22 protein-coding genes are annotated in these 21,377 nt (G+C 69.0%); 12 read left to right on the top strand and 10 right to left on the bottom strand.

What is annotated here, in order from left to right; translation table 11 throughout:
* Complete coding sequence (locus tag ACLBKU_RS09115) at positions 1 to 1,188, bottom strand: glycosyltransferase family 87 protein (protein ID WP_410179237.1); 1,188 nt, start codon at positions 1,186 to 1,188, stop codon at positions 1 to 3.
* Positions 1,189 to 1,309: 121 nt separating this feature from the next.
* On the opposite strand from ACLBKU_RS09115, the gene ACLBKU_RS09110 reads away from it, so the two are divergent.
* From ACLBKU_RS09110 to ACLBKU_RS09100, 3 genes are all read left to right on the top strand, one after another.
* Complete coding sequence (locus ACLBKU_RS09110) at positions 1,310 to 2,638, top strand: serine hydrolase (protein WP_410179236.1); 1,329 nt, start codon at positions 1,310 to 1,312, stop codon at positions 2,636 to 2,638.
* A gap of 83 nt (positions 2,639 to 2,721) precedes the next feature.
* The gene (locus ACLBKU_RS09105; RefSeq protein WP_410179235.1) at positions 2,722 to 3,585 is read left to right on the top strand and encodes an AAA family ATPase; all 864 of its coding nucleotides are present in this window, start codon (positions 2,722 to 2,724) and stop codon (positions 3,583 to 3,585) included.
* 13 nt (positions 3,586 to 3,598) lie between these two features.
* Positions 3,599 to 4,018: a GFA family protein gene (locus ACLBKU_RS09100; RefSeq protein WP_410179234.1), complete on the top strand. Its 420-nt coding sequence runs from the start codon at positions 3,599 to 3,601 to the stop codon at positions 4,016 to 4,018.
* A 15-nt stretch (positions 4,019 to 4,033) separates the two neighbouring features.
* On the opposite strand, the gene ACLBKU_RS09095 is transcribed toward ACLBKU_RS09100, so the two are convergent.
* Together ACLBKU_RS09095 and ACLBKU_RS09090 are read right to left on the bottom strand one after the other, a co-directional pair.
* Positions 4,034 to 4,969 carry a L,D-transpeptidase family protein gene (locus tag ACLBKU_RS09095; protein WP_410179233.1) on the bottom strand — a complete coding sequence of 312 codons (936 nt, stop codon included), beginning with the start codon at positions 4,967 to 4,969 and terminating at the stop codon, positions 4,034 to 4,036.
* 236 nt (positions 4,970 to 5,205) lie between these two features.
* Positions 5,206 to 6,606, bottom strand: coding sequence for a methyl-accepting chemotaxis protein (locus ACLBKU_RS09090; protein WP_410179232.1), 1,401 nt, complete (start codon positions 6,604 to 6,606; stop codon positions 5,206 to 5,208).
* A gap of 143 nt (positions 6,607 to 6,749) precedes the next feature.
* On the opposite strand from ACLBKU_RS09090, the gene ACLBKU_RS09085 reads away from it, so the two are divergent.
* Positions 6,750 to 7,934: a vWA domain-containing protein gene (locus ACLBKU_RS09085; RefSeq protein ID WP_410179231.1), complete on the top strand. Its 1,185-nt coding sequence runs from the start codon at positions 6,750 to 6,752 to the stop codon at positions 7,932 to 7,934.
* 77 nt (positions 7,935 to 8,011) lie between these two features.
* The gene (locus ACLBKU_RS09080; RefSeq protein WP_410179230.1) at positions 8,012 to 8,371 is read left to right on the top strand and encodes a hypothetical protein; all 360 of its coding nucleotides are present in this window, start codon (positions 8,012 to 8,014) and stop codon (positions 8,369 to 8,371) included.
* Here ACLBKU_RS09080 and ACLBKU_RS09075 read toward each other — a convergent pair.
* Complete coding sequence (locus tag ACLBKU_RS09075; protein WP_410179229.1) at positions 8,368 to 9,660, bottom strand: spinster family MFS transporter; 1,293 nt, start codon at positions 9,658 to 9,660, stop codon at positions 8,368 to 8,370. The two genes, ACLBKU_RS09080 and ACLBKU_RS09075, sit on opposite strands and share 4 nt — an antisense overlap.
* Positions 9,661 to 9,732: 72 nt before the next feature.
* Entirely contained in the window at positions 9,733 to 10,944 is a 1,212-nt protein-coding gene (locus ACLBKU_RS09070) for an exo-beta-N-acetylmuramidase NamZ domain-containing protein (RefSeq protein WP_410179228.1), read from the bottom strand.
* 89 nt (positions 10,945 to 11,033) lie between these two features.
* On the opposite strand from ACLBKU_RS09070, the gene ACLBKU_RS09065 reads away from it, so the two are divergent.
* On the top strand, positions 11,034 to 11,534 hold the full coding sequence (locus ACLBKU_RS09065; protein ID WP_410179227.1) for a TspO/MBR family protein: 501 nt from the start codon (positions 11,034 to 11,036) through the stop codon (positions 11,532 to 11,534).
* Here ACLBKU_RS09065 and ACLBKU_RS09060 read toward each other — a convergent pair.
* Complete coding sequence (locus tag ACLBKU_RS09060; RefSeq protein WP_410179226.1) at positions 11,531 to 12,046, bottom strand: hypothetical protein; 516 nt, start codon at positions 12,044 to 12,046, stop codon at positions 11,531 to 11,533. The genes ACLBKU_RS09065 and ACLBKU_RS09060 overlap by 4 nt on opposite strands.
* 77 nt (positions 12,047 to 12,123) lie before the next feature.
* Between ACLBKU_RS09060 and tyrS the strand changes: the two genes are divergently transcribed.
* The 6 genes from tyrS (at position 12,124) to ACLBKU_RS09030 (ending at position 17,403) form a co-directional block, all read left to right on the top strand.
* Positions 12,124 to 13,353, top strand: a complete 1,230-nt coding sequence (tyrS, locus tag ACLBKU_RS09055; protein WP_410179225.1) for a tyrosine--tRNA ligase — start codon at positions 12,124 to 12,126, stop codon at positions 13,351 to 13,353.
* Between the two features lie 101 nt (positions 13,354 to 13,454).
* A complete protein-coding gene (locus ACLBKU_RS09050; RefSeq protein WP_410179224.1) occupies positions 13,455 to 13,793 on the top strand; it encodes a PilZ domain-containing protein in 339 nt (112 codons plus the stop codon).
* Between the two features lie 72 nt (positions 13,794 to 13,865).
* Positions 13,866 to 15,146: an MFS transporter gene (locus ACLBKU_RS09045; protein WP_410179223.1), complete on the top strand. Its 1,281-nt coding sequence runs from the start codon at positions 13,866 to 13,868 to the stop codon at positions 15,144 to 15,146.
* The gene (cysK, locus tag ACLBKU_RS09040; RefSeq protein WP_410179222.1) at positions 15,143 to 16,063 is read left to right on the top strand and encodes a cysteine synthase A; all 921 of its coding nucleotides are present in this window, start codon (positions 15,143 to 15,145) and stop codon (positions 16,061 to 16,063) included. The genes ACLBKU_RS09045 and cysK overlap by 4 nt, the downstream gene beginning before the upstream one ends.
* Positions 16,060 to 16,764, top strand: coding sequence for a dienelactone hydrolase family protein (locus tag ACLBKU_RS09035; RefSeq protein ID WP_410179221.1), 705 nt, complete (start codon positions 16,060 to 16,062; stop codon positions 16,762 to 16,764). The genes cysK and ACLBKU_RS09035 overlap by 4 nt, the downstream gene beginning before the upstream one ends.
* A 99-nt stretch (positions 16,765 to 16,863) precedes the next feature.
* Positions 16,864 to 17,403 (top strand): hypothetical protein, encoded by a 540-nt coding sequence (locus ACLBKU_RS09030; RefSeq protein WP_410179220.1) that lies wholly within the window; start codon positions 16,864 to 16,866, stop codon positions 17,401 to 17,403.
* Positions 17,404 to 17,566: 163 nt separating this feature from the next.
* On the opposite strand, the gene ACLBKU_RS09025 is transcribed toward ACLBKU_RS09030, so the two are convergent.
* From ACLBKU_RS09025 to ACLBKU_RS09010, 4 genes are all read right to left on the bottom strand, one after another.
* A complete protein-coding gene (locus ACLBKU_RS09025; RefSeq protein WP_410179219.1) occupies positions 17,567 to 19,372 on the bottom strand; it encodes an acyl-CoA dehydrogenase C-terminal domain-containing protein in 1,806 nt (601 codons plus the stop codon).
* 54 nt (positions 19,373 to 19,426) lie between these two features.
* Positions 19,427 to 19,879: a MerR family transcriptional regulator gene (locus tag ACLBKU_RS09020; protein WP_410179218.1), complete on the bottom strand. Its 453-nt coding sequence runs from the start codon at positions 19,877 to 19,879 to the stop codon at positions 19,427 to 19,429.
* Between the two features lie 30 nt (positions 19,880 to 19,909).
* Positions 19,910 to 20,305 (bottom strand): phosphoribosyl-AMP cyclohydrolase, encoded by a 396-nt coding sequence (hisI, locus tag ACLBKU_RS09015; protein WP_410179217.1) that lies wholly within the window; start codon positions 20,303 to 20,305, stop codon positions 19,910 to 19,912.
* 372 nt (positions 20,306 to 20,677) lie between these two features.
* A complete protein-coding gene (locus ACLBKU_RS09010; protein ID WP_410179216.1) occupies positions 20,678 to 21,367 on the bottom strand; it encodes a ComF family protein in 690 nt (229 codons plus the stop codon).
* Positions 21,368 to 21,377 lie beyond the last annotated feature (10 nt).

The raw sequence follows: 21,377 nt of genomic DNA, 5'->3' as shown, positions 1-21,377 counted from the left end.
TCAGCCGCGCTCCGCCAGCACCCGGCGGCGCACCAGCACGAACAGCGCGAGCAGCACCGCCGGCATGATCGGCAACCCCGCGGCGAGCGCGAGCGGGCGGGCGAAGGCGGCGGCGGCGAAGGCGGCGAGGATCGCGAGGCGCTCCCAGTCGCCGAACCCGGTGGCGCGGGCGCGGGCGTAAAGGTAGGCGAGCGGGAAGGCGGTCAGCACCATGTCGTAGTCGAGCACGAAGGGCGTCGCGAGCGGCGCTCCGGCGAGCACCAGCGCGGCAAGGCCCGGGGTGAACCCCCGCCGCCACGCCGCCGCCGCCACCGTGACCGCCAGCGCGAGGGAAGCTGCGACCTGCACCGCGAAGGCCGCCCCGCTCGGAGCGCCGAGGAGCCTCAGCCCGGCGAAGAGGCTGACCATCTTGGCGAAGCCGATCTCGCCGGTCGCCGTGGCATTGCTCGCGGCCTGCGTCACCGCCAGCCAGTCGCCCCACACCTGCGGCCCGAAGGCGAGGGTCGAGGCCGCCGCCAACGCCAAGGCCGAGAGCGCCGCCCCGGCGATGGCGCGCCATTGTGCGCTCGCGAGCAGGGCGACGGGCACGAGCAGTCCGAACTGCGGCTTGATCGTCGCGAGCCCGATCAGCACGCCCGCCAGCCACGGGCGCTTCTCGACCAGCAGCAGCCCTCCCCCCAGGAGGGCCGCGACGAGGAAGGCAGTCTGGCCGTGGGTGAGCGTGACGATCACCGGCGGGAAGGCGAGCGCGAGGAGCCAGCCCGGCCCATCCAGCCCCAGCCTGCGGAACCACGCCCGCATCGCCGCAAGGAAGGCCGCCCCCGTCACCGCCAGCCACGCCGCGAGCGCCGGGAAGTAGCCGAGCCACCCCAGCGGCCAGACGAAAGGCAGGAAATTGGGCGGATAGAAGAACGCGGTGTACTCGCCCGGCAGCGCGTAGAACTCGCGCTGGGCGGCGACGTGGGCGGCGATGTCGTAGACGTTCGCGCCCCTGCGGAGCATCTGCCCCGAGGTCCAGAAGCTGATGAAGTCGGTCCCGATCAGGAAGCCGTTGGCATCGACCCCGCCCTCGGAGCCCAGCAGGATCGCCGCGAGCATCGCCACGTTCACGCCGCCGAGCAGCATCAGGTAGGCGCGCGCGCGTTCGGCCCCCAGCCATTCCGCCCTGCGCAGGAAATCCGCCCTCATGCGACCCTCCCTGCCGCCTCGCGCCGCGGGTGTCCATCGCCGCAAGCCGCTGGCATGTGGGCAAGGAGCCTGCCAGTCTCGCTCCCGCGAGTCGGTGTGGCCGCGAATGGGGAGCGAAATCATGCGATTGACGAGCCGGGCGGCCATCGCCCTTGCCTGCCTCGGGATGGGGTTCCAGCCGCTCGCGGCGCAGCAGGCGCCGGCGCCGCCGCCCGCCCCGCCGCGAGAGCCCGTGCTGATCCTCGCGGACACGCCGCTCGCCGCGCGCAGCCTCCAGCTGGTGAGGCTGCTCAACGGCGAGATGGAGCCCTACGAGATGTTCACCGACGGCTTCCGCGCCGCGATCCCAGACGCGCAGATCAAGGCGCTGAGCACCAACCTCACGGCGCAGCTCGGACGCGCGCTCGAGCTCAGCGTGCTGAGCCCCCGGGAGGGTGCGCGCGCGGCGCTCGAGATCCGCTTCGAGCGCGGGGTGGCCAAGGGCGGTCTCGCGATCGATCCGGAACAGGCCTACCTCATCAACGAGCTGCGCTTCACCGCGATCGAGCCGCTCGCAGTCGCCGGCGACACGCCTGCCAAGGCCGCCGCGGACCTCGCCGCGCTGCCCGGCGCAGTGGGCGCATGGTTCGCGCCCCTCGACGGCGGCGCGCCGCTCATAAGCCTCAACCCCGACACGCCGCTCGCGCTGGGCTCGGCCTTCAAGCTCTACGTGCTCGCCGCGCTCGCCGAGGACGTGAAGGCGGGCAGGCGCAAGTGGTCCGACGTGGTGCCGCTCTCCGAGAAGAGCCTGCCTTCCGGCCAGCTCCAGAACTGGCCCAGGGGCGCGCCGGTGACGCTCCACAGCCTCGCCAGCCTGATGATCTCGCTGAGCGACAACACCGCGACCGACCAGCTGATCCGGGTGCTCGGCCGCGAGCGCATCCTCGAGGCGATGAAGGACAGCGGCCACAGCCATCTCGCCGCCAACGCGCCCTTCCTCAGCACCCGCGAGCTTTTCGCGCTGAAGGCCGACCCGGCGCTGACCGCGGCCTATCGCAACGGCAACGCGCAGGCCCGCGCCGCCCTGCTCGAGGGGATCGCCGGCGAGGTCCCCACGCTCGAAGCGGTGAACGCCGCCTTCGCGAACGGCCCCAAGGCGCTCGACCTCGAATGGTTCGCCTCGCCCGCCGACATCGCGCGGCTCTTCGCCTTCATGCGCCGCACCGCCGACCCGCAGGCCTTCGCGATCCTCGCGATCAACCCGCAGACGACCCCCGCCATCGAGGAGCGATGGGCCTATGCCGGCTTCAAGGGCGGCAGCGAGCCGGGGGTCATCAATCTCACCTGGCTCGTCACCGACAAGGCGGGGCGCGACTGGGTGATGACGCTGGGGTGGAACAACCCCGCCGCCGTGGTCGACGACGCCAAGGCCCTCGCCCTCGCCCAGCGCATCCTCCAGCTGCCTCGCTGATTTGGCAGGCCCCCACCCCCTTGCGCCCGCCCGGCGCGCGCCTTAGTGCGGGCCGGGCGAAATTCAGTCTCACAGGAAAACCCATGGCCGACCAGCAGCAGCAGCGTTTCGAAGGCACCAAATCCTACATCGCGACCGAGGACCTCAAGGTCGCGGTCAATGCCGCCGTCACCCTGCGCCGCCCGCTGCTCGTCAAGGGCGAGCCCGGCACCGGCAAGACCGTCCTCGCGCACGAGATTGCCAAGGCGCTGGGCGCGCCGCTGATCGAGTGGAACATCAAGTCGACCACCAAGGCGCAGCAGGGCCTCTACGAATATGACGCGGTCGCCCGGTTGCGCGACGGCCAGCTCGGCGAAGAGCGGGTCCACGACATCCGCAACTACATCAAGAAGGGCAAGCTGTGGGAGGCCTTCACCTCGCCGCAGCTCCCGGTGCTGCTGATCGACGAGATCGACAAGGCCGATATCGAATTCCCGAACGACCTCCTCCAGGAACTCGATCGCATGAGCTTCGACGTCTACGAGACGCAGGAGCGCATCGCGGCCAAGGAGCGCCCGATCGTCGTCATCACCTCGAACAACGAGAAGGAGCTCCCCGACGCCTTCCTACGGCGCTGCTTCTTCCACTACATCAAGTTCCCCGACCGCGAGACGATGCAGGACATCATCGACGTCCACTTCCCCGGCATCCAGAAGACGCTGGTGAAGAAGGCGATGGATATCTTCTACGACCTGCGCGAGGTGCCGGGCCTCAAGAAGAAGCCCTCGACGAGCGAGCTGCTCGACTGGCTGAAGCTGCTGCTCAACGAGGATATGCCGCTCGACGTGCTCCAGAGCAGCAACCCCGCGAGCGCTATCCCTCCGCTGCACGGGGCGCTGCTCAAGAACGAGCAGGACATCATGCTCTTCGAACGCCTCGCCTTCATGGCGCGGCGCAACCCCACCTGAGGCGCGCGCGGGCGTGCACGAGGGCGGCTGCCTGTGCGGCGCGGTGCGGTTCGTCGCCGCTGCCGAGCCGCAGGGCGCGCGCTACTGCTGGTGCCGCGATTGCCAGCGGATCGCCAGCGGCATGGCGACGGTCAACGTGCTCTTCGACGAGGAGGCCGTCACCTATTCGGGCGAGATGACGCTGCTCAGGCTCGTCGCCGACAGTGGCAACACCGTCGAGCGGGGGTTCTGCAAGCTGTGCGGGGCGCAGATGTTCAGCCGCACCGTCGTCGGCCCGAAGCAGCCGATGCGGGTGCGCGCGGGGACGCTCGACGATCCGGAGATCTGTCCGCCGAGCCTGATCATCTGGGGCAAGAGCGCGCCGCGCTGGGCACCCTTCCCGCCGGGGATGCCGGTGCTCGAGGCCGGGCCGGGCTCGGCGCCGCTCGTCTGACCCGGTCGAGGTCGCCTAACCGACCGGAAAGCAGCCGATCCCGTCGCGCTTCAAGGCCTTGCATGTGGCATGGGCGTCGGGGGCCGAGACGCGCAGGCGGTAGTATTGGGTGCCGTTGACCACCGCCGGGACGATCGCCATCCGCATGGCTTTCAACTCGGGCCTTCGACCGGCAATCTCCTCCCAGTGGGCCGAGGCCAGCGCCGGGGAGAGCGTGGCGGCGAGCTGGATGGTCTGACCTGCGGCAGGCGCGGCCGCAGCGGGCGGCGGGGCCGGAATCGTCCGCGCGGCGGGCGGCCTCGGGGCGGCCTCGTCCGATCGGCGTGCCAGCATCGCCCGCTCGCGCCGGATGAGGTCGGGCGCGATCGGAACTCTGGCATCGCTGGCCTTCGCGAGCGCCAGCGCCTCCTCGCCCTTGCGCAGGGGCCCCTTGTGAATGATGACCGCGGTCGCGGCCGGGTTGGTGATCGCGTAAAGCTCCTTGGCGAAGGGTTTGGGCACTCTGATGCAGCCATGCGAGGCGGGGTAGCCCGGCAGGTGACCTGCATGAATGGCGATGCCGCTCCACGTCAGGCGCTGCATGAAGGGCATGGGCGCGTTGCTGTAGCGGTTCGAGCGGTGGAAGGGCTTCTTCTGGAGCACCGCGAAAACGCCCGCCGGGGTCGCCTTGCCGCGCCGCCCGGTCGACACCGGGCTCGAACGCCACAACACGCCGTCCCGGAACACATGCATGCGCTGCGAGGAAAGGCTGATCGTGATCACGACCCCGCTGGTGAGCAGCTCGTCCACGGTGCGGGTCGGCGGAGGTTCGGGCGCCGGCTTCGCCGCGACCGTCGCGGCGGCGACGCTCTGCGCGGGTGGCGGTTCTTCTCCCCACGCGCTCGGGACGCAGGAGTTGGCCGCGAGAGCACTCGCCAGTAGCGTCACATCCCTGAGCCGCGCCAGCCGCACCCCCCGCACCTCTCGTTAGCCGCGATGGTTAACGGCTAAAGCGGTATGTCTGGCGGCGCAAGCGGAAGCGTGGCTTGGGCGAGCCGGCGTGCAGAGCGGCCCAGACCCCGCTTAGACCCCCCTTAGACCCCGTCTAGACCCCCTCCAGACCCCTCTTAAGCGGCCATTTTCATGGCGTGTCAGGAGCATTCAGGCTGGAATCGACGCGCAGGACGTCGCTCCCGGCAGGGCCAGAATCAGTCAAAACTGTAGGCAAGCTCGAAATCGCCCCAGCGCCGGCCGCCGATAACTAGGGGGACATAGACGTTGCGGACCACATGATAGGTCTCGCCGTCGCCCTCCTGGCGGTAGACCGCCATCATGTAGGGCGCGGAGGAGGCCTTGGCCTTGCGGTCGATCGCCTCGAGCATGATCCGCCCGTTGCGGCAGAACTGGGTGTCGTGGTTGATGTCGCCGGTGGGCTTGCGGCTGCGCTCGGTGATGTGGGTCGGAAGGAAGCCGTTGAGGTCGGTGCAGGCGGCGGCCAAGACTCTGGAATCGCTCCCCTTCGCCCGATCGAGGAAGGGGCGCCACTCGGCGTCGGCCCACTCGGTGAGGCGCGTGCGGAACAGCTGCGGATTGGTGCCGGGGATGGGCTGATAGTCGGTGTCGAAGATCGCCGCGCTGCTGATCGCGCCCTTGGCAAGCGCCGCCTCGGTGTGGGCGACAAGCTCCTGGCACATCGCCTGCGCCCGCGCCACCATCGCGCTGTCCTCGGGAGAAAGTCCTGCATGAACAATGCGATCGAACATCTCCGAGGCGGTGATCTCGAGCTCCTCCATCTTGCGATGGGCGCCGTGCAGGCGATCCTCGTTCTTGCGCGCGGCGGCATCGAAGCCGTTCAGCACCCGCTGGACCTTGTCGACATGGGAGGAGATCGTCCCGGTAGAGCGGGCGATGACGTCGTTCTGCTTGTCGACCTCCTCGACCAGGGCGCCGACATTGGCCATGGTGCTCTCGATCCGCGCGACCGAGGCACGGGCCTCGCCGCTCGCCTTGGAGCCCGCCTCGATGCGGCCGATCACCACCGCGGCCTCGCCGCCCAGGGCGTCGATGGTCGAGGCGATTTCTTCGGTGGCCTTGCGGGTGTCGCTGGCGAGGCTCTTCACCTCGGCGGCGACGACCGCGAAGGTGCGCCCGGCATCCCCTGCGCGCATCGCCTCGATGGTCGCGTTGAGGGCGAGGATGTTGGTGGTTTCGGCAATCTCGCCAATGTCTTGCGCCGATCTCCTCACCTGCTCCATCGCTGCCGAGAAGCTGGTGACGTGCTGGCCGAGCGTGTCGACAAGCTCGATCAGCGAGGCGATCTGCCCGAGCGAGGACTGGATCAGCGCCGTCCCCTCCGACAGCCGCTCGATGGCGCGTTCCGAGAGCAGCCGCGCCTCGTCCGATGCCTCGGCGACCTTGGTCTGGTCGGCCTCCAGTGCGCGGACCGTCTCGGCGAGCGCCTCGTGCTCGGAGCGCAGGGTCTTGGAGGACTGGATCACCGCCTCCACAACACCCGCGACATCGGTGCAGCCCACCGTCACCGCCCCGCAGCTCTCCGGGATCATCCCGAGGGCATGGGCATTGGCAGTGTCGATGGCGATCTGGTACATGTCGAGAGGAAGCCCTTGTCTTGTCTCGCACCCTGTTAGTCTCGGGATGGTAAGCGAAGGGTTAAGGAATGCCCCCTGCCCCCCTCGCGCCCCCTCAGAAAGGGGACTGGTCAGGCCTCGCAGGTCCGGTTAAGCAGGCGCCCATGTTCTTCAATTTCGTCGACGAGCTCAGGGCCGCCGGGATCGGCGCCTCCTTCAAGGAGCACCTCACCCTGCTGGAGGCGCTCGACAAGGACGTCATCGAGCAGACTCCGGAAGCCTTCTACTACCTCTCCCGCGCGACCTTCGTGAAGGACGAGGGTCTGCTGGACCGCTTCGACCAGGTGTTCCAGAAGGTCTTCAAGGGGATCATGACCGATTACGGCCAGCACCCCGTCGACATCCCCGAGGACTGGCTGAAGGCCGTCGCCGAGAAGTTCCTGACGCCCGAGGAGATGGAGGCGATCAAGTCCCTCGGCGACTGGGACGAGATCATGGAGACGCTCAAGAAGCGTCTGGAAGAGCAGGAAAAGCGCCACCAGGGCGGCAACAAGTGGATCGGCACCGGGGGCACCAGCCCCTTCGGCAATTCCGGCTACAACCCGGAAGGCGTGCGGATCGGCGGCGAGGCCAAGCACGGCCGCGCGATCAAGGTTTGGGAAAAGCGCGAGTTCAAGAACCTCGACAACACCAAGGAACTCGGCACCCGCAACATCAAGATGGCGCTGCGCCGGCTCAGGCGCTTCGCCCGCGAGGGCGCGGCCGACGAGCTCGACATTCCCGGAACCATCGAGGGCACCGCCAAGCAGGGCTGGCTCGACATCCGCATGCGGCCCGAGCGGCGCAATGCCGTGAAATTGCTGCTGTTCCTCGACGTCGGCGGGTCGATGGACCCCTTCATCAAGCTCGTCGAGGAGCTGTTCAGCGCCGCCACCGCCGAGTTCAAGAACCTCGAATTCTTCTACTTCCACAACTGCCTCTACGAGGGCGTGTGGAAGGACAACAAGCGCCGCTGGCAGGAACGCACCAAGACCTGGGACGTGCTCCACAAATACGGCCACGACTACAAGATCGTCTTCGTGGGCGATGCGGCGATGAGCCCCTACGAGATCACCCATCCGGGCGGCAGCGTCGAGCACATGAACGAGGAGGCGGGCGCGGTGTGGCTCCAGCGCGTGACCAACACCTACCCCGCGACCGTGTGGCTCAACCCGGTGCCCGAGAAGCAGTGGGGCTATTCGCAGTCGACCAAGATGATCAAGCAGATCGTCGGCGACCGGATGTATCCGCTGACGCTCGAGGGGCTGGACGACGCGATGCGGGAGCTCTCGCGCAAGCACGGGGCTTGAGGCCTGCGCTCATCCTCGTTGCCGCGGGGCTTGCGGTGTCGGCCTGTTCCTCTCCGGCTCCGCCCCGCGACGTTCCCATGGCCCGTTCCGAACCCGTTCCGGACAGCGAACGGGAGGAGGGCATGTCGGCAAGACGGTTCGTCGGTCCAGGTCTGGTCTGCGGACTCGGTTTTGCCATCGCCTTGCACCCGGACGAGCGGTTCAGCACCTTCGATCCGATGATGGACTTCGTGACACATCGCCTCGAAGGTTCGGGACGCGCGGCGGTGATCTACGAAGGCAATTATCCGCAGCCTGCCGACGCATATCTCGATACGGGACGGACTTTTCCTGATGTGGTGGCGCTGCACCTTGATGGCTACGACAAGACCTTGGCCGAGCGCATTCTCGTGAAGGGTGATCTCCCCTCTGAGTGCGAAGCCTCGGCGCAGCCCTAGCCCTTGCGGTCGAGCTCCGCATCGAGGTGCAGGCTGCACCGCCAGAAGAAGAACGCCGGCACCAGCCCCAGCACCGCCGCGCCGTAGAGCACGTAGCGGACCGACTCCGCGCCGTATGCCGGTTGCAGCCCGTCGGACAGCATCCCGAAGAACAGCGGCCCGAGGCCGAGCCCGACGAGGTTCTGGAAGAACAAGAGGCTCGCCGCCGCCACCGCGCGCGCCTTCAGCGGCACGAGGCCCTGCGCCGCGGCGTAGCAGGGGCCGTAGTAGAAGGAATTGAGCATCGTCGGCACGAACAGCAGCACCAGCGCCAGCGGCCAGCTCGGCGCGTGGTAGGCGGCGATCGCGATCGGCACCGCGAGCGCCATGCCGATCGCGGGCGCGCTCAGCACATGGCGGCGGTTGACCGCGCCGAAGCGGTCGGCGAGGTAGCCGCCGAGCCACGTTCCGAGCATCCCTCCGGCCCCCGCGATCAGCCCGAACCACAGTCCGGTCTGGCCCGCGCTGAGGTCGTGCGTGCGCTGGAAGAAGATCGTCGTCCAGGTCGCCTTGCCATAGGCGAGGAAGGACGCGCCCGAGCCGGCGAGGAGCAGCAGCACATAGGCGCGCGAGCGCATGATGGCGCCGACCGCCTCGCCGAAGGGGAGCGCGGCGGGCCTGTCCTCGGCGCGCGGCAGGCTCGCGGCCTCGGCGCGGCGCGGCTCCCGCAGCACGAACCAGACGGCCGGGGCCAGCAGCAGCCCCGGCAGGCCGACGACGAAGAAGGCCTCGCGCCAGCCGACGAGGTCGGACAGGGTCCCGCCGATGATCATGCCGAGCAGGGTCCCCAAGGGGATGCCGAGCGAATAGAAGGCGAGCGCCGAGGCGCGCCGGTCGGGCGGCACGATGTCGCTGATGAGCGAATGCGCGGGCGGCGTGCACCCCGCCTCGCCCACGCCGACGCCGATGCGCGCGAGGAGCAGCTGCCAGAAGTTCTGCGCGAGCCCGCACAGCGCGGTCATCGCCGACCACAGCGCGAGCGCCACCGCAATGAGGCGCGGGCGGCTCGTCGTCGGCCGGTCCGCGAAGCGCGCAATCGGGATGCCGAGGAAGGTGTAGAACAGCGCGAAGGCAAGCCCCGTCATCAGCCCGATCTGGGTGTCCGACAGCTTGAGGTCGCGCGCGATCGGCTCGGCGAGGATGTTGACGATCTGCCGGTCGATGAAGTTGAAGACATAGACCGCCAGCAGGATCCACAAGGTGAGGCGGACGGACTGCCCGCCCGTGCCGCTCGCTGCCGCGGTTGCCATCGTCCTGTTCTCTCCCATGGGTGGCGGTTTGCCCGCCTTGTCGCGCCTGCTTTCGTGCCGGAGCGACGCTGCTCAGTAAAGCAGGTGCTCGCGCACTTCGGCAACCCATGCCGCTTCGTCATGTGACGTCATGGCGTCGAGATCGTCGGGCCGCGCCGCAGGATCGTCGACCCATTCGCGTAGAGCAGGCCCGCCGTTGATGACGTCGATCGCGAGCCGCTCGCGCTCGTATTCGTAGGGGAAGTCGCGCCACAGCGGGTAGTCGGGGTAGAGCACCCGGATCGCCTTGAAGGCGAGCGCCTGCAAGCGCCAGGGGCGGAAGGCATGGTGATCGTAAAATCCGCCTTCCGCGTGGATCATCAGTGCGTTGCAGAGCTTTCCTGCGTGCTTGTGGAAGGTCGGCTCGAACCAGCATTCACGGATTGCACAGCCCGCCAGCCAGTCCGGCGCGAGCTTGCCCATCACCTTGTGCACCCCGCTCGCGTCCACGTCCGGCGCGCCGAACAGCACCTCGAGCGGGCGCGTGGTGCCCCGCCCCTCGGACAGGGTCGTGCCCTCGAGCATCACCGTGCCGGCATAGGCGCGCGCCATGTTCACGTTGGCGGCATTGGGCGAGGGGTTGATCCACAGGCGCGACGCCGGCCAGCCGAAGCCCTCGCCGTCGGGACGCCAACCCTCCATCGCCACCACCTTGTAGGCGACGTCGAGACCGAAATGGGCGATGAACCACTGGCCCATCTCGCCCATCGTGAGGCCGTGCCGCATCGGCATCGGCGCGGCGCCGACGAAGCTCTCCTGCCCCGGAACCAGCAGCGTCCCCTCGACCGGGCGCCCGGCGGGGTTGGGCCGGTCGAGCACCCACACCTCCTTGCCCGCCTTGGCCGCCTCCTCGAGCAGGTAAAGGAGCGTGGTGACGAAGGTGTAGATCCGGCAGCCGAGGTCCTGGAGATCGAACAGGAAGACGTCGGCGCTCGACATCATCTGCCCTGTCGGGCGGCGCACCTCGCCGTAGAGCGAGAAGACCGGGATGCCGTAGCGCGGGTCCATCTCGTCCGCGGTCTCGACCATGTTGTCCTGCTTGTCGCCCTTGAGCCCGTGCTGCGGGCCGAAGGCGCTGTTGACCTGCACGCCCGCTGCGATCAGCGCGTCGAGGCTGTGGACGAGGTCCGCCGTCACGCTCGCGGGATGCGCGACGAGCGCGACGCGGCGCCCCTTGAGCTGGCGCAGGAGTTCGGGATCGGCGAGCAGCCGGTCGATGCCGGTCTTGAAGGAGCCTGTCGTCATCGGGCGAAGCGTTGGAACAGCGGGCGGACAAAGGCAATCCTTTGCTGGAGGCCCGGGAACATTGCGCGCAGGCAGCCAGTTACCTTGCCATGGACATCGACTGGACATCTGCCGCCATCGCCGCCGGATGGGCGATCATCCTCGGCGGCGCAGGCGGCGCGCTCACCGAGATCGGCGCGTGGTATCGCGACCTCAAGAAGCCCGTCTGGCAGCCGCCCGACTGGCTGTTCGGCCCGGCCTGGACGGTGATCCTCGGCCTGTCGGGCTGGAGCTTCTACATCGGTCTCACCGAGGCGCCCTCCCCGGAGGCGCTGGCGCACGTGTGGGGCCTGTTCGGCGTCAACTTCGCGCTGCACTTCGCCTGGTCGCCGCTGTTCTTCAAGCTGAAGCGCCCCGACTGGGCGCTCGGCGAAAACATCTTCCTGTGGCTCTCGGTGCTGAGCCTCGTGGTGCTGCTGCCGCGCAATGTGGGCGACAGCTTCGCCGGGTGGCTCAACGTCCCCTACCTCGTGTGGGTGAGCTTCGCCTTCGTGCTCAACTGGAAGATCGTGCAACTGAACCGCCCGTTCCGGCAGGCGGCGGGAATCTAGCGCTCGAGGATCAGCGCGCGGTTCGCCTCGGAATGGAACTCGGGCCGGCCGGGCGGGAAGGCGAGCGCCCAGTACTGCTTGCTTCCGTCGGCGTTCTCGACAACGGAGTTGAGTGCGACCTGCGCCGGGTCGGCAAGCGCGGCGGCGATGCTTGCGGTGAGGACGAGGCCGTGATCGTCATGGGCGCAGGCGAGCGCGACAGCCGCGACCTGCGCATCGCGCATCCCCGTCCGGAACGAATCGAAGTCGTAGGCCGCCCACGCGCCCGAGGGCGAGAGGTTGAACTCGCGGTAGGCGGTGCCCCCGAGCGGCTGCCAGAAGATCTCGAAGCAGGTCGTCTGCCACAGGTTGTCGCGGCGCTCCGGGGCCGCGGGCGAGGGGACGACGATCCCCGCGATATGCCCGTCGAGCCGGAACTCGGCCTCGCAGCCCTCGGCCGTCGCGCGCACCGCGGCGGTGACGGCGCGGATCGGACCGAGGTCGCAGGTCACGTGGAGCATCAGCGGGTGCATCGCGCCTGTCTGCCGCCTCCCCTCGCCCCCGGCAAGCCACTTCCCGTCGCGCACCCCGCCTGATAGGGGCGCCTGCCATGAGCACCTACGAATCCGCCCTCCTGCGCCTGCTCGACGAGCGGGGCTACATCCACCAGCTGACCGACGCCGCGGGGCTCGACGCGCTTGCCGCGAAGCAGGTGGTGCCGGGCTATATCGGGTTCGACGCGACCGCGCCTTCGCTCCACATCGGCAGTCTCGTGCAGATCATGATGCTGCGCCGTCTCCAGCAAGCCGGGCACAAGCCGGTGGTGGTGATGGGCGGCGGCACGACCCGGATCGGCGATCCGACGGGGCGCGACGAGAGCCGCAAGATGCTCACCGACGCGGCGATCGAGGCGAACATCGCCTCGATCATGACGGTCTTCGACAAGCTCCTGACCTTCGGGGACGAGCCGACCGACGCGGTGATGGTCAACAACCACGACTGGCTCGGGCAGCTCGGCTACATCGAGCTCCTCCAGGAAGTCGGCACGCACTTCACGGTCAACCGCATGCTGACCTTCGACTCGGTGCGCCAGCGGCTTGAGCGCGAGCAGCCGATGACCTTCCTCGAATTCAACTACATGATCCTGCAAGGGTATGATTTCAGGCACTTGGCCTGCGAACTCGGCGTGCGCTTGCAGATGGGCGGCTCCGACCAGTGGGGCAATATCGTCAACGGGATCGAGCTCGGCCGCCGCATGGACGGGACCGAGCTGTTCGGGCTCACCACCCCGCTGCTGACCACCGCGAGCGGGGCGAAGATGGGCAAGACCGCGGCGGGCGCGGTGTGGCTCAACGAGGAGCAGCTCCCGGCCTACAACTTCTGGCAATACTGGCGCAACGTCGACGATGCCGACGTCGGCCGGTTCCTGCGGCTGTTCACCGACCTCCCGCTCGAGGAGATCGCCCGGCTCGAGGCACTCGCGGGCGCGGAGATCAACGCGGCCAAGATCGTCCTTGCCAACGAGGTCACGAAGCTCGTTCGCGGCGAGGAGGCGGCGATCCGCGCCGAGGCGACCGCGCGCGAGACCTTCGCGGGCTCGGGCGCGGGCGAGGACCTGCCGAGCATCGCCACCGGCCCCGAGGGCATGCGCATCGCCGCGCTGCTCACCGAGGTGGGCCTTACCGCCTCGAACGGCGAGGCCAAGCGCAAGCTCGCCGAGAACGCGGTCAGGCTCGAGGGCGAGGCGATCACCGATCCGGCGCACCTGGTGCTGCCGGATGAAGGCGAGACCCTGCGCCTCAGCCTCGGCAAGAAGAAGCACGCGCTCGTCCGCCGCTGAGCCGACCCTGTCCTTCAGGATAGAGGCCGCTTTTACGAATTGTCAGCCTTTCCCGGGCTATTCCCTCGGCGTCACACAGACGGAGGGAAGGATCGCGACACGTGGCGAGCGGAGCTAATCTCAGCGTAACCGATCTGCGGCGCGCCGCGCGCCATCCGGTCGACTTTCCCGCGATCGTCGAGCATTTCGTGCACGGCGATCTCCACCTTCACGTCTGCAACCTCTCCGCGCACGGCTTCATGGTCGACAATGCCGAGCGCCTCGCGCGCGGCGACCGGATCATCATCCGCCTGCCGGTGGTGGGCCGGATCGAGGCCTACGTGATCTGGACCCGCGACACTCGCGCCGGCTTCCAGTTCGAGCGGATCATCCGCCTCGACGATTTCGTCGCGATCATCGACCAGCTGCAGCCCAACCCGCGCCTGCGCCGGCCCCGCTGATCCAAGCGCAATTGCTGGCCTGACAAGTTTCGCCTGCTTGGCAGCGCGCGGATCGGCTGCCATGGCGCGCCGGTGACCGATAGCCTGCCCGAGCCCACCTCCCCGTTTCTGATCGCCGACTACCGCCGCTACTGGCTGGCGCGGTTCCTCGGCGTCTTCGCGACGATGTCGATGGTGGTGCTGCTCGGCTACCAGCTCTACGCGGTGGCGCGCGACGACTACGGCATGAGCGTCGCCGAGGCCTCGTTCCAGCTCGGGCTGCTCGGCCTTGCGCAGTTCATTCCCCTGTTCGTGCTGACCCCGGTCGCGGGACTTGCCGCCGACCGCTTCGACCGGCGCCACGTCGCCGCCTTCGCCAACGGGATCGACGCCTGCGTCGCGGTGGTGCTGGCGCTCGCGACCTGGGCCGATGCGCTGAGCCTCCCGATCCTCTTCACCCTCGCGGCGGCGCATGGCGCGGCACGGGTGTTCCTCGGCCCCTCGATGAGCGCGATCGCGCCCAATGTCGTGCCCCCGGCCCTGCTGCCGCGCGCGATCGCCGCCTCCTCGATCGCCTGGCAGACCGCGAGCGTCGCCGGGCCGGCGGTGGGCGGGCTGATCTTCGCCGAGCGCGAGTGGCTCCCGCACGCGCTCTCGGCCGGGCTGCTTGCGGCCGCGATGGTGCTGATCCTAACCGTCCGCCCGATCCGCGCCCGGCACGAGGGCCCGCCGCTGAGGCCCCTGAAGCAGATCATCGACGGCCTTGCCTATGTGTGGCGCGAGCGGTTCCTGCTCGGTTCGATCACGCTCGACCTCTTCGCGGTGCTGCTCGCCGGGGCGACCGCGCTGCTGCCGGTCTTCGCGCGCGACATCCTCCACGTCGGACCCGAGGGTCTCGGCCTGATGCGCGCAGCCCCCGCCTTCGGTGCGGCGAGCGTCGCGCTGTGGCTCTCGTTCCGCCCGCTCGAGCGCGAAGTGGGGGCCAAGATGCTCATTTCGGTCGCCGCCTTCGGGGCGCTGACCATCGCCTTTGCCTATTCGCGCAGCTTCGCGCTCTCGCTCGCGATCCTCGCAGGCATGGGCGCGGTCGACATGGTCTCGGTGTTCATCAGGAGCTCGCTCGTCCAGCTCTTCACCCCCGACGACAAGCGCGGCCGCGTCTCGGCGATCTCGGGCCTCGCCATCTCGGCCTCGAACGAACTCGGCGAGATGCAGTCGGGGCTCGCCGCAGCGCTGTTCGGGGCGGTCGGCGCGGTTGTATTCGGCGGAGCGGGTGCGATATTCGTGACCTTGGTGTGGGCCTGGTATTTCCCCGAGCTCCGCCGCGCCCGCAGCTTCGAGCCGCAGGAACTCAAGAGGGAGGTATCTTCATGAAGGCCGACAACATTCTCGCCACCATCGGCGGGACCCCGCATATCCGCCTCGCGCGGCTGTTCCCCGATCACGAGGTGTGGGTGAAGTCCGAGCGGGCCAATCCGGGCGGCTCGATCAAGGACCGCATCGCCCTCGCGATGGTCGAGGACGCCGAGGCGCGCGGCGCGCTCAAGCCGGGCGGCACGATCGTCGAGCCGACCTCGGGCAATACCGGGATCGGCCTCGCGATGGTCGCCGCGGTCAAGGGCTACCGGCTCGTCCTCGTCATGCCCGAGAGCATGTCGATCGAGCGCCGCCGCCTGATGCTCGCCTATGGCGCGAGCTTCGATCTCACCCCGCGCGAGAAGGGCATGAAGGGCGCGATCGAGCGCGCGATGGAGCTCGTCGCCAGCACCCCGGGCGCGTGGATGCCGAGCCAGTTCGACAATGCCGCGAACCCCGCGGTCCACGCCCGCACCACCGCGCAGGAGATTCTCGCCGACTTCGCCGAGACGCCCATCGACGTGCTCATCACCGGGGTCGGCACCGGCGGGCACCTCACCGGCTGCGCGGAGGAGCTGAAGAAGCACTGGGCCGGCCTCAAGGCCTATGGCGTCGAGCCCGCGCTTTCGCCGGTCATCAACGGCGGCCAGCCCGGCCCGCACCCGATCCAGGGCATCGGCGCCGGCTTCATCCCCGGCAACCTCCACACGAACGCCATCGACGGGGCGATCACCGTCGATGCCGAGGAGGCCAAGGAAATGGCCCGCCGCGCCGCGCGCGAGGAAGGGATGCTGGTCGGCATCTCCTCGGGCGCGACCCTCGCGGCGATCGCCAGCAAGCTGCCGGAGCTGCCGGCGGGCGCGCGGGTGCTCGGCTTCAACTACGACACCGGCGAGCGCTATCTCTCGGTCCCCGACTTCCTGCCGGTCGAATGAGCGCGCTCGAGCGGATCGCCTATGCCGACGGGGACACCGCGCTGACCGGGTGGCTGGCGCGGCCCTCGGGCCCGGCACGGGCGGCGGTGGCGGTGTTCCCGACCTTCATGAACACGACCCCCGGGGTCGAGGCCAAGGCGCGCGCGCTCGCCGCGGCGGGATGCGCGGCGCTGATCGGGGATTTCTACGGCCCTGCCGCCCCGCACGACATGGCGAGCGCCTTTGCGGCGATGACCGCCCTGCGCGCCGACCCGCGGGCGATGCGGGTGCGGCTGCGCGCGACGCTGGAGGCGCTCGAGGGGCTCGCACCGGGCGTCCCGGTGATTGCGATCGGCTTCTGCCTCGGCGGGATGGCGGTGCTGGAGCTCGCCCGCGACGGCGCGGACTTCGCGCTGGCGGCGAGCTTCCATGGGCTCCTCGCAACGCCCCTGCCGGCCGCCGCGCCGATCAAGCCGCGGCTGCTGGTCTGTCACGGCGACGCGGACTCGCTGGTGCCGCGCGCCGACGTCACCGCCTTCTGGGAGGAGATGGACGCGGTCGGCGCCGATTGGCACTTCCTGTCCTTCGCGCGGGTCGAGCACGGCTTCACCAATCCGCTTGACGCCATGGGCGAACCCAACCCCGCCTATGACGCGACTGCCGACCGCCAGTCCTGGGCGGCGCTGATGGGGCTGATCGACGAGGTCGCGCCGGCGCGGTGAGCCGGTCCGGCATAGGCCGATTCCTTAACTTTCCGGGCGCTAGCACCAGCGGATCGTCCGCAAGGACATCTCGCGAACCTCCCCGGGACACGGCGTGGCATGAAATTCATCAAGCTCGAATCGCGCGGCGGCAACTATCTCGTGGTGGCCGAGAACGTCGCGTGGCTGCGCACCGCGGAGAACGGGCAGACCAATGTCGGCATCATCGGCAGCCAGCCGCTGCTGGTGGTCGGCTCGGTCGAGGAGGTGGCGGCGAAGATTCTGGCGAGCGTCAACGGGCAGGAGGAGGCCGCGCCCGCCGCGCCTGCGCTGGCGCCTGCGCCGCAGCAGGTTCCTCCCCCGGCGCCGCAGCAGGTCGCTGCCCCCGCTCCGCCTCCGCCCGCTCCGGAGCCGGAGCCGGAGCCCGAGCCCGTCGCGGTGGCTCCCGCACCCGAACCCGTCGTCGCGGCCGCTCCCGAACCGGAGCCCGCTCCCGCGCCCGAGCCGGTGCGCCTCCCGGTCAAGGTCGCCGCTGCGCCCCGCCCTCGCCCGGCGCTCGGCGGCTCGGCAAGCCTGTGGGAGCGCCCCGTCGCGCCCCCGGCGGCCAAGGGACTCAAGATCAAGGCCGGCTCGCAGCGGATGATGGGGATGCTCGAGTAGCCGCGCCCTGGCCCGGTCCAGACCCGGTCTTGACCCCCTCCAGACCCCCTCCAGATCCCTCTTGCCCCCCTTCATCACCGCTGTGCGGCGATGTTTCGCGTGAAACAAAGGGCCACCCTGCCGGTGCAGGATGGCCCTTCGTTCACGTAGGATCGGAGAAGCCTCAAGCGGCGGTCGCGAAGGCCTCTGCGGGCAACTTCATCATGTATTCGCTGCCCGCCTCGAGCTTGCGCCGCAGCGCCCCGGCGTCGGGAAGGAAGCGCTCGGCGTAGTAGTTCGCCGAGACCAGCTTCGCCTCGTAGAAGCCGCGGTCCTCGGGCTCGCCAGCAAGGGTGGCCGCCGCGACCTTGCCCATCTTCAGCCAGAAGTAGCCGAGCGTGACGATCCCCATGATGTGCATGTAGTGATGCGCGCCCGCGCCGAGGTGGTTCGGATTCGCCATGGCGTTCTGCATGAACCACATGGTCGCCGCCTTCTGCTCGCCCAGGGCCTTCTCGAGGCGTTCGGCGACCGAGGCGAGCTCGGGCACCTGCTTCGCCGAAGCGATCTCCTCGTCGATCATCGCGAAGAAGGCCTGGATCGCCTTGCCGCCGCCCGCGGCGAGCTTGCGGCCGCACAGGTCCATCGCCTGCACGCCGTTCGCGCCTTCGTAGATCATCGCGATGCGGCTATCGCGCACGAACTGCTCCATGCCCCACTCGCGCACATAGCCGTGGCCGCCATAGACCTGCTGCATGTTGGTGGCGATGTCGTAGCCCTTGTCGGTGCCGTAGCCCTTGATGACCGGGGTCATGAGGCCGATCAGCAGGTCGGCCGTCTCGCGCTCCTCCGGCGTCTGCGCCTTGTGGGTGAGATCGACCTGGAGCGCACCCCACAGGCACAGGGCGCGCATCGCCTCGGTGAAGACCTTGGCGTCCATCAGCATCCGGCGCACGTCGGGGTGGACGAAGATCGGATCGGCCTTGGCTTCCGGGTCGGCCGGGCCGGTCAGCGCGCGGCCCTGGCGCCGGTCGAGCGCGTAGTTGACCGCGTTCTGATAGGCGACCTCGGCCTGGGCATAGCCCTGAATGCCGACGCCGAGCCGGGCGGCGTTCATCATGATGAACATCGCGGCGAGCCCCTTGTTCTCCTCGCCGACGAGGTAGCCGGTGGCGCCGTCGTAGTTGAGCAGGCAGGTGGCGTTGCCGTGGATGCCCATCTTCTTCTCGATCGAACCGCAGGTGACGCCGTTGCGTTCGCCGGGGTTGCCGTTCTCGTCGAGGATGAACTTGGGCACGATGAACAGCGAGATGCCCTTGGTGCTGTCAGGCGCGCCCGGGGTCTTGGCGAGCACCAGGTGGATGATGTTGCTGGTGAGGTCATGCTCGCCGGCCGAGATGAAGATCTTGGTGCCGGTGATCGCATAGGTGCCGTCGCCGTTCGGCACGGCCTTGGTGCGGATCATGCCGAGATCGGTGCCGCAGTGCGGCTCGGTAAGGTTCATGGTGCCCGACCACTCGCCCGAGATCATCTTGGGCACGTAGGTCGCCTTCTGCTCCTCCGAACCCTTGGCGATGATCGCGGCGATCGCGCCGTTGGTGAGGCCGGGATACATCGCGAAGGCCTGGTTGGCGGTGCCGGTATATTCCTCGAGCACGAAGCCGAGCACGTGGGGGAGACCCTGCCCGCCGAATTCCTCGGGCTGGGCGAGCGTGCCCCAGCCGCTCTCGACATAGGCCTGGTAAGCCTCCTTGAAGCCCGGGGGGGTGGTGACGCTGCCGTCTTCGTGACGGGTGCAGCCGTGTTCGTCGCCCGCCTGGTTGATCGGCGCGAGCACCTCGGCGCAGAACTTGCCGGCCTCGTTGATGACCGTGTCGATCATGTCGGGGGTGGCGTTCTCGAAGCCCGGCAGGTTGCCGTAGCTGGCAAGGTCGAGCACCTCGTTGACGACGAAGCGCGTGTCGCGGGTGGGCGCGGTATAGGTCGGCATGACGGATCCCTCTGGTATGCGGCGGATTTGAACTTGTGCGGGAGCCTTAGCGGCTCAGCCGAGGTCGAGCTTTTCGATTTCGGCCACGAAGTCGGTAAGTTCCTTGATCGACGAATCGATGTCGTCGCGCTGGGCCTTCAACTTGGCGATATGCTCGCGGCACTTGGCGATGGTGACCCGGCGCTGCTCGACCCGGCCGTCGTCAAGATCGTAGAGGTCGATCATCTCGCGGATCTCGGTGAGCGAGAAGCCGACATTCTTGGCGCGCATGATCCACGCGAGGCGGGCGCGGTCGCGCTTGGAATAGACGCGGGTGAGGCCGATGCGGGCCGGGCTGATCAGCCCCTCGTCCTCGTAGAAGCGCAGCGCGCGGGCGGTGCAGCCGAATTCCGAGGTAAGGTCGGAAATGGTGAACTGTTCGCGTTCGTGAACGTCCGGGCGCTCGAGATGGGCGCCGTTGCGGCGCGGCTCGGCGGCGAGGTCGGAGGGTGCGGGAGCGGTAGCCATGCCGCCCTCTACCTTACGTTTACGTGAGCGTCAAGTCCCTCGCAACGACAACAAGGGTTCGCCCTCGCGCAGCTCGATCTGCCGGTAGAAGCAGCTTCGCTCGCCGGTGTGGCACGTCGGCCCGGCGGGCGTGGCACGGATCACCAGCGCGTCCTGGTCGCAGTCGACCAGCACCGCCTCCACCGCGAGGACATGGCCCGAGGTCTCGCCCTTCATCCATAGCCTGCCGCGCGAGCGCGACCAGAAGTGCACCTTGCCGGTGGCGAGGGTCTGCTCCAGCGCCTCGGCGTTCATGTGCGCGACCACCAGCACCTCGCCCGAAGCGTCGTCGACCACGACCGCGGTGAGCAGCCCCGCCGAATCGAACCGCGGCGCGAATATCGTCCCGCGCTCGCGTTCCTCGGGTGTCAGGCAAGTCTCGGTCACTGAACGCTCCCATTTGGCCAGATCATGTCGCGGCTCATGCGACGATTGTTGCAATGTGACAACAGCACGCTGCAAAAAACGCGCCGGTCTCCGGTTAGGTCTTCCGCCCGCTGCAACAGAGTGGAACAAGACGGACAGGAACTCTCGCAAGGGGTTCTCCGCCGAACAGCGGCACCGCCCGGTGCCTCGTTCAGGGGGTGACCGGACCGCAGACTGGCAGCGGGGTGCCAGTGCGACCGGTTGAACGATAGGGACAGGATCCCGGCAGCCAATCTAGGGGGTGGCTGCCAAGGCCCGCAAGGGTGGATCCACACCGTTTCGTCACGTGGCGCCCGGGATCGCAAGGTCCCGGGCGTTATGTTTTGGCTGGACTCAGACATGTTCGAGGCGGTGCTCGGCATCGACCCGCGCGAAGCAGGCGAGCGCGATGCTTGCCGGCCGTGCCCCGGCGATCGCGGCGATGCACGCGCGGCTCGTCGCTCCGCTGGTCAGCACGTCGTCGACCAGAACCACGTTGCGCCCTGCGAGCCGCGCGGCGTGCGCCGGGTCGAGCCGGATCGCGCCGCGCAGCACCCGCTCGCGGTCGTCGCGCCCGAGCCCGCCGAGGTTCGGCGTGCGCCTGTGCCGCACCAGCGCGGCGACCTCCGCCCTGCCCTTGCCGAAGCGCTCCAGCTCGCGCGCGAGCAGCGCCGCCTGGTTGAAGCCGCGCTGCCACAGGCGCCAGCGGTGGAGTGGCACCGGCACCAGCAGCGGCGGCGGACGGCCCGGCGCAGGCTCGGGCATGCGCGCGGCGATCAGCCGGGCGAGCAGCCGCGACAGCGCGATCCGCCCGCCATGCTTGTAGGCGAGCACCAGCCGGCGCGAGGTGTCGTTGTAATAGGTCGCGGCATAGATCGCCACGACGCCGCCCTCGGCGAGCGGCGGCACCTCGAGCGTCGCCCAGCATTCCGAGCACAGCCCGTCCTGCGCGGCGAGCGCGACCCCGCAGGCGGCGCAGCGCGGCGGGTAGACGAAATCCACCAGCGGTTGCACCGAGCGCACGAGATCGCGGACGACTGCCATCGCCCCGGAA

This window comes from Erythrobacter sp. NE805, assembly GCF_046452355.1.
Taxonomy (GTDB): Bacteria; Pseudomonadota; Alphaproteobacteria; order Sphingomonadales; family Sphingomonadaceae; genus Erythrobacter.
The sequence above is the reverse complement of the archived record's forward strand: the minus strand, read 5'-3'. Positions and strand labels throughout refer to the sequence as shown.